The sequence below is a fragment of the Glaciecola sp. G7-5 genome, from assembly GCF_055808975.1.
On the sequence record NZ_CM147892.1, the window covers coordinates 1,681,317 to 1,694,052 of the forward strand.

Genomic DNA, 12,736 nt, shown 5'->3' on the forward strand with positions numbered 1-12,736 from the left:
TGTAACTTGCAACATCATAAAAACATATTAAGGTGAAATAAATGAAATCGACGTTTTTCTCTACTCATTGCAATAAAGTAGGGGTATTTATAAAAGTCGCTGCGTTAATGAGTGCTTTTGTCAGTATATCTGCCTGCGCAGAGTCGGGCCTAACTGGTAATATTGAGGATGGTAAAAAGAAGTCGACAATGTGCGCTCAGTGTCACGGTAAAAATGGGATTGCCATTATTCCTATCTACCCCAATTTAGCCGGTCAAAAGCAAGCTTACATGGAGTTACAGCTCAAAGCGTTTCGTGCTGGTGAACGAATTAACGCAGCCATGACGCCCCATGCACAGCGCCTAAGTGACCAAGACATCGTCGATTTAGCTGCCTATTACGCCAACATGGACCCTTCTGGCAAAAAAGCACCCGCAAAATCGCAGTAGACGCGTTTGAGGGTCTTGTTCACAGACTAATCCGAAAGCTAACGCAATGTGTATAAGCAAGTACGATTAGATAAACAGGCCCATTTATGTTCACACTGCACCATTTAAATAGTTCACGCTCGCAGCGTATCGTTTGGTTGTTCGAGCTACTGCAATTGGATTACGAGATAAAAGTCTACCAGCGTGATGAGAAAACAAACCTAGCTCCCAACAGCCTAAAAGCAATTCATCCTTTAGGTACGGCGCCAGTGTTAACACACCAAGGTAAAGTGATTGCCGAATCTGGCGCAATCTGTGAGTACATTGTAAAAGAAGCGAAGGATACAATACTTATTCCCCCTAAAGACCACGATGATTTTGTGGATGTACAGTTTTGGTCTCACTTTTCCGAAGGGAGCTTTATGCCGCCGTTGGTGACAGCGATGGTGTTAAATAAAGGCAAAGAAAAAGCCAGTCCCTTTTTCATTAAATTTATTGTTGGCAAATTTGTTGAAGCCGTGCTCGATGCTTACTTTGGAAAGGCTATTAAGCGGAACACTGAATTTGTTGAGAAGCATTTAGAAGGTCGTCAGTGGTTAGTGGGTGATGCACCGACAATCGCTGATGTGCAAATGAGTTTTGGCTTAGAGGCAATGGCTAAAGCAGGGCGCTTAGCTTCTTCACCTAATTTAGCCGCCTATGTTAAGCGTTTCCAGAACGAGGCAAGTTATCAACGCGCTATGGCGAAAATGGAAGCGGCAGAAAACACAAGGTCTTAGGATTACTTAGCCGCTAAGTAGTCAGATATTAGGCGAGTGAAAGGCTCGCCATATTGCATAAGTTTCTTTTCGCCCACTCCAGTTACATTCAAAAAATCACTTTGTGTAATCGGCATTTTTGCGGCCATGTCACTTAAACTAGCATCGCTGAATATGGTAAACGCCGGCACACCTTGCTCTACAGAAAGTTGTTTACGTAAATTCTTAAGCTTGGCAAAAAGTATTTTATCTATATTTGTAGGTTCGTACTTGTTCTTTTGCGCTGAACTAACTTTAAATTTCGGTACTGCTAATTGGACCTTTGTTTCACCCTTAAGTACACCTATGGCAGAGTCATTTAAACGTAAAATTCCGTTCAAGGTCATATCAATTCTAATATGTCCTTGATGGATAATCTGTTGAATTATGTTATGCCAGTATTGATCTGGGTCTTGCTTGCCAATACCGTAAGTACTCAGTTCATTGTGTTTATTTTCTAGAATTTTGTGGTGCTGCTTACCGCGTAATATATCAATCACATACTGAACAGCTGTGTCACCGTTTAGGCGGTAAATACAAGACAATAGTTTTTGCGCAACAACGCTACCATCAAACATTTTCGGGGGTATTGGCAAATATCACAGTTACCGCAAGCCTCGTGGCGATGATCGCCAAAATAATTAAGTAACACTTGACGTCTGCAGGTCTGCGCTTCCGCAAAGGCCTGCATGGCTTCAAATTTATGCATTTCGATGGTAAAGCGCTCGGCAGTAGCGCCATCGGCAATCCATTTTTCAATGCGCGCAGCGTCCTTATCGTCAAATAACAGGAGTGCTTCTGCTGGCATGCCATCGCGCCCTGCACGGCCAGTCTCTTGGTAAAAGGATTCAATACTTCGGGGAACATCGTGATGCACAACAAAGCGTACGTTGGATTTATTGATCCCCATACCAAAGGCAACTGTCGCAACAACAACCTGAAGGTCATCTGCTAAAAAAAGATTTTGAATGCGTTCACGCTCATCGTTTTCTTTGCCGGCATGATAAGCACCACAACTAATGCCTTTTTTACTGAGTTTAGCTACAAGGTCATCAACTTTTGCGCGACTGTTGCAATATACAATGCCACTGTTTCCGCGCTGTTGCTTCACAAAATCGACGACTTGATCACCGCCTTTATATTTGGCTAGCAAATTGTAGCGAATATTAGGACGGTCAAATCCGCCTTTGTATATAAAAGGGGATTGTAAGCCCAACTGATAAACAATATCGCTTTGGGTGGCATGGTCGGCGGTAGCGGTCAGTGCGATGACAGGTGCGTTTGGGAAGGCTTGTTTCACTTCATTTAAACGCCTATATTCTTTGCGAAAATCGTGTCCCCACTGGCTGACACAATGAGCCTCATCAACCGCAATAAGGCTTACGTCAATTGATTGTAAGCTTCGTAAAAAATAGCTCTGAAGCAGACGCTCTGGTGCAACATATAATATATCTATGTTGCCACTATGTAACTTTGCATTTACTTCGCTGGCTTGTTCGGGGGCTAAGCTCGAATTTATATAAGCGGCTTCAACGCCTTGTGCTTGAAGTTGTTGCACTTGATCTTGCATGAGTGAAATAAGAGGCGACACAACTATGGTAAGGCCTTCTAAAACAAGGGCTGGCAATTGATAGCAGATTGATTTACCACCGCCGGTGGGTAATAGAATTAAGCTATCGTGACCATTTAATACACTTTGTATCACGTCCCACTGACCATCACGAAATTCGTCGTACCCAAAGCTTTGTTTCAACACTTTTAAACAGGTGTTTCGTAAGGTATTAGGCTCTGAATTATTAGGAGAACTTATTTCAGAGGGACAGGCAGCTTCGATCAATTTACGGCTCATTCTTAGTCGGGACATCTTTGACGCCATTGTACTGACAAATGCGTCTGATATCTAATGTTCTGAAGGATAGTTTGGACCCAATCCAGAAACTATACTTGCATGACAAGACACAATCTCAGACAATGCGCGCCTATTCATTTTTGCGTTTGTCGCATTGGGCAACAAACCTTAATTACCCTCGGGAACTCAGTGAACGCACAAGCGAACGATCAAACAAAAGCAGGCATCCTTTTTGCTATTGGTGCATACACCATGTGGGGTGTTGCCCCCATGTATTTTAAATTGTTAAGCAGTATTCCCGCCGCTGAAATTTTAATGCATAGGGTGTTATGGTCAGCATTGGTCCTTGTTTTTTTAATTGTAGGCTTAAAAGGCATCAGCAAAGTACGTGTCGCACTTAGCTCACCAAAGATTCTTGCTACCTTGCTATTAGCAGGTTTACTCTTATTAGTGAATTGGTTGATATTTATATGGGCAGTAAACAACAACTATCTGTTAGAAGCGAGTTTAGGTTACTACATTAATCCGCTTATAAACGTATTTTTAGGGCGTCTATTTTTAGGTGAAGTACTGCGGCCATTACAAAAAGTGGCCGTGGGTATAGTGATTATTGGGGTATTAGTTTTACTGATTAATTATGGTAGTTTGCCATGGATAGCGCTGACCTTAGCATTTAGCTTTAGTGTGTATGGCTTGCTTCGAAAGCAAGTAGCCGTAGATTCAATTCCTGGATTGTTTATTGAAACACTAATGATGTTGCCAGCGGCGATTATTTATTGGGTTTGGTTTGCTGATGTGAGTGGGGACTTTACTCAAAACTCTCCATTGCTGACAACGCTATTGATCAGCGCAGGAATTGTCACTACCGCCCCTTTACTTTGCTTTACGGCTGCAGCAAGGCGTCTGCGTTATTCAACCTTAGGTTTTTTCCAGTATTTAGGCCCCAGCATTATGTTTTGCCTCGCCACATTTTTATACGATGAAGCTTTATCAACAGCTAGGCTCGTCTCATTCATATTTGTGTGGTCGGCGCTCGCCTTATTTACCTATGATTCACTAAATAGTTATGCCGCGCAGCGCAAAATTAAAAAGGCGACAAAACCTGTTTAATTAACTTTTTAGCTAATGCGTCAGCTATCTTAACAGGGTTGTAACTTTGCGTAGGCTAACATAAGCCACTTACTGCCAATATTATCAAAGTGCACCTGCACACGGCCGTGCTCTCCACTACCTTCGTAGTTTAATACGGTGCCTTCTCCAAATTTAGCATGCATAACGCGTTGGCCTAAAGAGTAGCCGCTGTCAACAAACGAGCTATGTGAAACTTGTGCACTAAAACGATTGTGAACAGGTTGGGCAACTTGTGAACGTAGACGTATTTCTTCGATAAAATCACTGGGTATTTCGCGCACGAAGCGAGAAATAGTATGGTATTTATCTTGCCCGTATAGGCGACGAGTTTCAGCGTAGGTGATTACCAATTCTTGCATTGCACGGGTCATGCCCACGTAGGCTAAACGGCGTTCTTCTTCAAGTCGGTCAGGCTCTTCGTTACTCATATTGCTGGGGAACATGCCTTCTTCAACACCTGCTAAAACGACTAATGGAAATTCTAGTCCTTTGGCTGTATGAATCGTCATAAGTTGCACTGCGTCTTGGTCTGCATCGGCTTGGGCTTCACCGGCTTCTAAACTGGCGTGTGCCAAAAACGCGGCCAAAGGGGTCATCTCTTCTGTATCATCGGGCATTTCGAATTGCTTAACCGCAGTCACAAGCTCTTGTAAGTTCTCGATTCTCGCTTGGGCTTTATCACCCTTCTCTGCTTGATACATTGCATATAAGCCAGACCCTTTTATGACTGTATCGGCCTGCTCATGCAATGGCATTTCGTAGGTATCTTTAGCTAGGTTATTAATGGTGTCAAAAAAACTGGCCAAGGCATTTGCAGCGCGTCCCGATAAGCGTTTCTCGCTGATCATTGCATTACCCGCATCCCACATTGATTTGTTTTGCTCCCGTGCGAATTGACGAATATTGCCTAAGGTTTTGTCGCCTAAGCCCCTTGCTGGGGTGTTCACCACTCGCTCAAAGGCAGCGTCGTCAACGGGGTTACTCAACAAGCGCAAATAGCTCAAGGCATCTTTTATTTCTTGGCGTTCGAAGAATCGTAGCCCACCATAAATACGATAAGGCATGCGCTGGTGCAATAAAGCTTCTTCTAAAACACGTGATTGCGCGTTATTGCGGTATAAAATTGCGCATTCTGCTAAGGCCGCACCTTGTTCATGAAAGTCTTTTATGCGCGCTACAATAAAACGCGCTTCGTCTACTTCGTTAAAGCCGGCATAAAGCGCTATTTTTTTACCTTCTTCACCTTCAGTCCATAGCTTTTTACCTAAGCGGCCGCCGTTATTATCGATAACTGCGTTAGCCGCATTTAGAATATTACTCGTTGAGCGGTAGTTTTGTTCAAGGCGTATGGTCTGTGCATTAGGGAAGTCTTTTAAAAAGTGCGAAATATTTTCAACATTTGCACCGCGCCAGCCGTAAATTGATTGATCGTCATCTCCCACAATCATCATGTTGTTGTCTTTGGTGGTCAGCAGTTTAAGCCATGCATACTGAATATTGTTTGTGTCTTGAAATTCGTCTACTAATATGGCTCTAAATCGTTGTTGATAGTGTTTTTTGAGTGAAGCGTTATCGCGAATAGTTTCAAAACAGCGCAATAGTAGTTCAGCAAAATCCACTAAACCTGAGCGCTGACAAGCATCTTCGTAGGCTTGATAGATATCGCGCATTTTCTTTTGATTTGGGTCGTCGAAGGTCTCAACTTGAGCTGCTCGTAATCCTTCGTCTTTATTGCCATTTATGTACCATTGCACTTGCTTTGGTGGCCAATGTTTTTCATCTAAGTTAAGTGCTTTAATGAGTCTTTTAACTAAACGATATTGATCATCAGAGTCAAGAATAGTGAAATTTTGTGGGAGTTTTGCTTCTTCGTAATGCAGTCTAAGTAAACGATGGGCCAGCCCATGGAAAGTACCCATCCACATATTATTAAGCGAGCTGCCCATTAGTTTCTCAACTCTAGAACGCATCTCTTTAGCGGCTTTATTGGTAAAGGTTACTGCTAATATGCCATAGGGAGAGATGTGCTCAACTTCCATTAACCATGCAATGCGATGCACTAGCACCCGGGTTTTACCGCTTCCTGCACCTGCCAATATCAGCATGTTTTGGTTTGGTGCCCCAACAGCTTCGCGCTGTGGGTCGTTTAGTTCGTCAAGAAGCCGTGATACATCCATTAAATAACCTTTGTAATACCAGTGAAGTGTGTAAACACCTTTTTTATAAGCGCCTAATATAGCAAGAAAGAGGCCGTAAAGCTGTCTATTTATACAGCATTTGTGGCCAACTGAAAACCTGTACCAAGAATAGGCTACTTAGGACGACTTTTAGAGATTACTTCTCCCAAACTTGCATATTGATTTGCGCCTAAACGAGCTAAAGGGTTTACACTTAATGCATTTATATACATGCGCTCGTCTTTTTCGTTCACTACACTGTCATTAAGGTATAAAGAAATAGCTTGTGCAAATACCAGTTGTTGTGGTGAATTCCCAATTTCGCTAGTACTGTGTACTTTACATAAATACGCAATAGGGCAATCAGCTATACGTTTTAAAGGCCAGCCTTGCTGTTCAACCAAGGTGATATTATTTTGGTTCACTTCACTTTCACCATAAGCGAGGGTTGACGCAGTTGCTGTGACCGTGTCTGCTTGCTCAACATGGGCAATATGGATAACGCAATAGGCCCCTTCTACCAAGTTCGTGGCAGTATCTTTAAATGCCCCGTTAGGTTTTTTACCCATCGACAACATACACAAGGGTGGATCTGAACATACGGCATTAAAATAGGAGAACGGCGCCAAGTTCATGCTTTTATTCGTGTTTTCGCTAAGCACCCAAGCAATAGGGCGAGGAATAATGGTTTGGGTCATTAGATGGTAAATATTACTACTCGATAGGCTCGATAAATCTATATTCATAAACGCTTCTCTGTTATCAGGCTTGGTTTGGCGTACAATTTTAAGTGAAAACGGCGATATTTTTAGAGCCAATAATGGCCAAATTAAGCCGCTTTTACCTCTAGTATATCTTTTTAGCATAAAAATAACGGTTTTTAGCGTAAATTTATTGGCTAAGCTTATTCATTTCTCTTGTATTTAGCACTACACTAGCCGATACACAATAAGTGTTTATTAATTAGATAAGTATTATGGGCAAAGATAACCGTGTTAAGTTAGATGAGTTTGATGAAGAAGAATTAGCGCACGCATCAGATCATAAAAGTGCAGCAAAAATAAGAGCTGAGCTTGAAAAGAAAAAGCGCGAGAAAAGACTCAAGAACAACGAGTCTAAACAGCGTCATCACAGTGAGCATGAATCAAAAGACGATTATTGAGTGGTCTTCAAGCATATAGGATTTGGCTTAACCATTATTGCTATCGCTTGTTTTGTGCCAGGCATAATACTGCCTATGTTCGTTCTAAATATGGACATGGCGGTGGGCTTGTCTGGTGCAGGATTTACTTCAGGTCTTGTCAACAAAGAACTTTCAATTCTTGCTACGGTGTCTGAGTTGTGGCGCGAGCAGCGGTATTTAGTTTCCTTCCTTATTTTCGCTTTTTCTATTTTAATTCCAATTGCGAAAACGGTACTAGTTAGCTTCGCCTATTTCATACACGATACCGTAAAGCAACAAAAGCTGACAAAATTCGTCGCGATAATAGGCAAGTGGTCCATGGCCGATGTGTTTGTTGTGGCCGTGTTTTTAGCGATATTGTCTACCAACCATGCGCAAAGTAAAGAAGCGCACGAACTTTCCTTTTTCGGTATGAAAATAGCCTTTGAAATAAGTACCCAGACCTTATCTAACGTAGGGCAGGGGTTTTATTTCTTTGTGGCGTATTGCGTATTATCTTTAATAGGTAGCCAGTTCATACTGAAAAGTGTAAATGATAATATTAGCTCGCTAAAAATACCCGATGCTGAGCAATTGCAATAACTCTATTACACGGGTAACAGTCAGCAATACCGTTATTTAACGGCGGCGTTGTCATCAAAAATGTTTTGGTCCATTGAGTCGCAAGGCATATCGCAGTTGGGCTTACCTACTATTTTCGCCGGCACGCCCGCGACTGTCACGCAAGGTGGTACGTTGATTAATACGACGCTACCCGCGCCTACTTTTGAGCCTCTACCAATTTCGATATTGCCGAGTATCTTAGCACCCGAACCAATCATTACACCTTCACGTACTTTAGGATGGCGGTCACCTGACTCGCTACCAGTACCTCCAAGAGTGACTTCTTGTAAGACTGAAACATTATCTTCAACAACTGCGGTTTCACCAATAACAATGCCGGTTGCATGGTCTAACATAACGCCTTTTCCTATGCGTGCTGCAGGGTGAATATCAACTGAAAATACCTCAGAGTTTCGGCTTTGTATAAATAGTGCTAACTCTTTACGCCCAATTTGCCATAAATAATGCGCTAAACGATGCACCTGCAATGCTTGAAAGCCTTTAAAGTAAATCAGTACTGGCAGGTAACTAGATACAGCAGGGTCTCGGTGCACAATGGCTTGCGCGTCAGCAACAGCAGCCTCAACAATTGCGGGGTTGAGCAAATATGCTTCATCAAACATTTCACTTACCGCAATAGCTGGCATTACATCGTCGCTTACTTTATTCGATAAGATAAAGCTTAGCGAGGTCTCAAAATTATGGTGGTTTTGTACGCAGGCGTGCAAGTAGCTCGCAAGCATAGGCTCTTTCGCAGAAACTTCTTTAGCTTCTTGTTTTAAGGCAAGCCAAAAGGCTTCGCTGCTGATGGTGTTATGCATAGTCATGGCTTTTTGAATTAGTTGCTAATGCGTAGTGTAGAACAATACATGTAGGCATTAAAGTGAATCAAAAGAGGAGGGCATGAAAAAGTCCGCGAAAGCAGACTTTTGAAACATGTATCAAACTCTTGGTTCGTATTAAAGAGACAAGTGCATACTGACCGGACAATGGTCTGAGCCAAGAATATCAGTATAGATGTCAGCTTCTTTGATTTTATTTTGTAAGGCAGATGAGACTAAAAAGTAGTCTATCCGCCAGCCTACGTTTCGTTCACGGGCGCCAGCTCGATAGCTCCACCAGCTATATTTGGCTGTTTCAGGATGCAAGTGGCGAAAGCTATCGGTAAATCCAGCAGCAACAAGATTGTCTAGTCCATCGATTTCTTTTTGCGTGTAACCGGCGCTTTTATCGTAGTTCGCTTTAGGGCGGGCCAAATCAATATCACGATGGGCAGCGTTTAAATCGCCGCAAATAACCACGGGCTTTGTCTTTTCTAATTGTTGCACATATTGTAAAAAGTCAGCATCCCATTGAGCGCGATAATCCAAGCGCGATAGGTCATTTTTTGAATTAGGTGTGTATACCGTTACCAAGTAAAAGTCGTTAAACTCAGCACACAACACACGTCCTTCTTGGTCATGTTCTTCTATGCCCATGTCTTTAGTTATATCGATGGGCTTTTCGCGGGTTATAATACTGGTACCAGAATAGCCTTTTTTGACCGCCGAATTAGTATAAACATGGTAACCTTGCAAGTCGCAAAGTGCTTCAATGACCTGTTCGTCTTGGGCTTTCGTTTCTTGTAAGCACAGCACGTCGCAATCCATCGACGCCATCGACGCTAAAAAGTCCTTTTTCATCACGGCGCGAACACCATTTACGTTCCACGATACAAGTTTCATTATGCTGGCCTTTATTTATCAATTTACTCTAGGCTGCGTATTGTAACGATTAACAAAATAATGCCAAGCTTTGTTCGACCCTCTCTTTTGAAATAGGGAGTAAGGCGCTAAATTAGAACAAAAAAGGAACTCCCCTAGAAAAAGGTGAGTTCCTGTAGTTTACTAGAAAGATATTTTTTTGTAGCTTATTTGCGCTTTCTTAAAGCGACTAGCCCACCTAAGCCCAATAGTAAAATTGCAATATTCGTAGGAGTAGAAACATTTACCGCTGTAGCATTTGCTCTTATTAAGAAATTTCCGGGAAAGCCAAAGTCGTTTGGTTGGCCATTAGTTGTAGTGTTAATCAAATCATTAGGGTCGATAGCCGTGGAGTTTAAGTTAGTAAAAACAAAGCTGCTACCGTTGTCAGAGTTCGCGTCTCTGCTTACGGCAAAATCGGTAGATTGAAAACCTACATAAAACCAATCACCAAGGGTAAATGTAAGTGGGGCGCTTAGGAGATAATCAATAAAGGTATCAGTATGGCTACTTTGGACTGTTCCTGTAAAGGTACTCATCACCACAGCATCGAAAGGGTTACCATCGTTAGTGGGGTCGCTCCACACGTAGCCCGTTATAGTGCTGCCGTCACCGGGTGCATCAGCGTTTGAATTAGCACCAAAGGCAATGCTAACTGAATTAATCCTTTCACCGCCTGCAGCAGTTTGAAATCCGTTCATCCAGATAAGTGTTGAACCTGTGCTGCCGATTGAGGACTCGCCACTGCCGTCGTCTACAGCATAAATGACACTTGCACGTGCAGTGTTTAAAAACACTAAACCTGCCAATAAAATACTACTAAAAATTATAGCGATACTACTGCTTTTCATAATTTACTCTTATCGGTTGGGGGATTCAGCTCACCAAGGTGGCGAATCAAATACATCTGAAAAGGATTTAGCAATTTAAATGCCAAGAAATTATTGTGAAGGTGAAACAGTCACTTATCGTTTTAGTTAGTTGTTAACGGCGAGGGACTGTAAATATAGCTGACGCTAATAAACCGAACAGTTGCTGTGCCCAATGTAGAAGGTAAATGGTCTAATAATTTTGCTTATTAGGCTATGTGTTAATTTCATTTATGATTGAAAGCGCGACTGCTTCAGCGACTCTTATTCCATCAATTCCTGCTGACCAGATACCACCAGCATAACCAGCGCCTTCACCTGCAGGATATAGTCCCTTAACGTTAACGCTTTGATAATCTTCACCTCGTTTAATGCATATTGGTGAGGAGGTTCGGGTTTCAACCCCAGTCAGTAAGCCATCTGATTTTGCGAAGCCTTTTATTTGTCGTTCAAAAGCCGGGATTGCCTCACGAATGGCTTGGCTAACAAATTCAGGTACGACTTTGCTCAGATCAGTAAGAGTCACGCCTGGCGCATATGAAGGTTTTACATCGCCAATTTCTGCGCTTTTATTTCCAGCCATAAAATCCCCAATTAGCTGCGCTGGGGCGTGGTAGTTTTCGCCACCAATAGTATAGGCGAGTGCTTCTAAGCGACGTTGTAATTCAATACCAGCTAAAGGATGACCAGGGTAATCTTCTTCGGGTGTTATGCCTACAACAATTGCGCTGTTAGCATTACGCTCAAGGCGCGAATATTGGCTCATTCCGTTAGTAACAACGCGGCCAGGTTCAGATGCTGCGGCCACTACTGTTCCGCCAGGGCACATACAAAAACTGTAAACGGTACGGCCATTTTTGCAGTGGTGCACTAACTTGTAGTCAGCAGCGCCTAATATTTCGTTGCCTGCGTTGTCACCAAAGCGCGCAGCATCAATCATGCTTTGCTCATGCTCAATTCTAAAGCCAATAGAAAAGGGTTTCGCTTCTATATAAACGCCTTGCTCATAAAGTGCAGTGAAGGTGTCACGAGCACTGTGTCCTATTGCTAGTATGACGTGATTACAGCTTAGGTAGTCGCCGCCAGACAAATGTAAACCTTGAATCTTATTGTCTTGTAAATCGAGTTTTTCTACACGTGTGCTGAAACGAAATTCGCCGCCAAGGGAGATTATTGTCTCGCGCATTTTTTCAACCATATTGACTAATTTGAAGGTACCAATATGCGGTTTGCTCACGTACATAATTTCTTCTGGGGCGCCAGCTGCCACAAACTCATGTAGCACTTTTCTCCCGTAGTGCTTGCGGTCTTTAACTTGGCTATATAGCTTTCCGTCAGAAAACGTACCCGCCCCACCTTCCCCAAATTGCACATTCGATTCTGGATTAAGTGCTTGCTTACGCCAAAATCCAAAGGTGTCTTTTGTACGTTCGCGCACCGCTTTACCGCGTTCAAGAATAATCGGCTTAAAACCCATTTGCGCTAAAATAAGAGCGGCAAAAAGGCCACATGGACCTAAACCAACTACCACCGGACGATTACTAAGGTCTGCCGGCGCTTGTGCTACAAAATTATAGCTCATATCTGGGGTAAGGCGTACGCGGGGATCTTTTTCGAATTGCTGCAAAAGTGCATCTTGGTTCATCACTTCAACATCGAGGGTGTAAATAAGATAGATGTTTCGGTTGTTGCGTGCGTCGTAACCACGTTTAAACATGTCGTATGAAATCAATTCTTCTTTACGAATATTTAGCTTGTCTAAAATGGCCTTTTCAAGGGCTAGCTTATCGTGATCAAGGGGGAGTTTTATGTCGGTTAAACGCAGCATAGCAATATCACTCTTTAAAACGCCGGACAGCCTCTCTGCCAGGGCGAGTTATTTTAAATCAGATGCGCATTTATAGATAGCCTTGATGCGGATTGACAATAAAAAACCCCGCACTTTGGCGGGGTTTTCATGTTCTAACTTATTGTGCTA

General features: G+C 42.7%; 11 protein-coding genes and 1 pseudogene. 5 read left to right on the forward strand and 7 right to left on the reverse strand.

From position 1 onward, the window contains the following. Positions 1-41 precede the first annotated feature (41 nt). Positions 42-428, forward strand: a complete 387-nt coding sequence (locus tag AC0L6H_RS07265; RefSeq protein WP_473393470.1) for a c-type cytochrome — start codon at positions 42-44, stop codon at positions 426-428. An 86-nt stretch (positions 429-514) separates the two neighbouring features. Next, positions 515-1,186, forward strand: a complete 672-nt coding sequence (locus AC0L6H_RS07270) for a glutathione S-transferase family protein (RefSeq protein ID WP_473393471.1) — start codon at positions 515-517, stop codon at positions 1,184-1,186. 2 nt (positions 1,187-1,188) lie between these two features. Here AC0L6H_RS07270 and recQ read toward each other — a convergent pair. Further along, positions 1,189-3,041 (reverse strand): annotated as a pseudogene (recQ, locus tag AC0L6H_RS07275) (DNA helicase RecQ). Positions 3,042-3,242: 201 nt separating this feature from the next. Here recQ and rarD point away from each other — a divergent pair. Further along, on the forward strand, positions 3,243-4,163 hold the full coding sequence (gene rarD, locus AC0L6H_RS07280; RefSeq protein ID WP_473393472.1) for an EamA family transporter RarD: 921 nt from the start codon (positions 3,243-3,245) through the stop codon (positions 4,161-4,163). 29 nt (positions 4,164-4,192) lie between these two features. Here rarD and uvrD read toward each other — a convergent pair whose 3' ends face one another. Both uvrD and AC0L6H_RS07290 read right to left on the reverse strand, forming a co-directional pair. Then, entirely contained in the window at positions 4,193-6,361 is a 2,169-nt protein-coding gene (uvrD, locus tag AC0L6H_RS07285; RefSeq protein ID WP_473393473.1) for a DNA helicase II, read from the reverse strand. 134 nt (positions 6,362-6,495) lie between these two features. Then, positions 6,496-7,107, reverse strand: a complete 612-nt coding sequence (locus AC0L6H_RS07290) for a flavin reductase family protein (RefSeq protein WP_473393475.1) — start codon at positions 7,105-7,107, stop codon at positions 6,496-6,498. A 230-nt stretch (positions 7,108-7,337) separates the two neighbouring features. Between AC0L6H_RS07290 and AC0L6H_RS07295 the strand changes: the two genes are divergently transcribed. Then, the gene (locus AC0L6H_RS07295) at positions 7,338-7,523 is read left to right on the forward strand and encodes a hypothetical protein (protein WP_473393476.1); all 186 of its coding nucleotides are present in this window, start codon (positions 7,338-7,340) and stop codon (positions 7,521-7,523) included. 75 nt (positions 7,524-7,598) lie between these two features. Next, positions 7,599-8,126 (forward strand): paraquat-inducible protein A, encoded by a 528-nt coding sequence (locus AC0L6H_RS07300; RefSeq protein ID WP_473393478.1) that lies wholly within the window; start codon positions 7,599-7,601, stop codon positions 8,124-8,126. Between the two features lie 32 nt (positions 8,127-8,158). Here the strand turns inward: AC0L6H_RS07300 and cysE are convergent, their stop codons facing one another. From cysE to AC0L6H_RS07320, 4 genes are all read right to left on the reverse strand, one after another. Next, positions 8,159-8,968, reverse strand: coding sequence for a serine O-acetyltransferase (gene cysE, locus AC0L6H_RS07305; RefSeq protein WP_473393479.1), 810 nt, complete (start codon positions 8,966-8,968; stop codon positions 8,159-8,161). Between the two features lie 138 nt (positions 8,969-9,106). Continuing rightward, positions 9,107-9,871, reverse strand: a complete 765-nt coding sequence (locus AC0L6H_RS07310) for an exodeoxyribonuclease III (protein WP_473393481.1) — start codon at positions 9,869-9,871, stop codon at positions 9,107-9,109. Between the two features lie 185 nt (positions 9,872-10,056). After that, entirely contained in the window at positions 10,057-10,740 is a 684-nt protein-coding gene (locus AC0L6H_RS07315) for a hypothetical protein (protein ID WP_473393483.1), read from the reverse strand. A 232-nt stretch (positions 10,741-10,972) separates the two neighbouring features. Further along, positions 10,973-12,586 carry an NAD(P)/FAD-dependent oxidoreductase gene (locus AC0L6H_RS07320; RefSeq protein ID WP_473393484.1) on the reverse strand — a complete coding sequence of 538 codons (1,614 nt, stop codon included), beginning with the start codon at positions 12,584-12,586 and terminating at the stop codon, positions 10,973-10,975. Positions 12,587-12,736 lie beyond the last annotated feature (150 nt).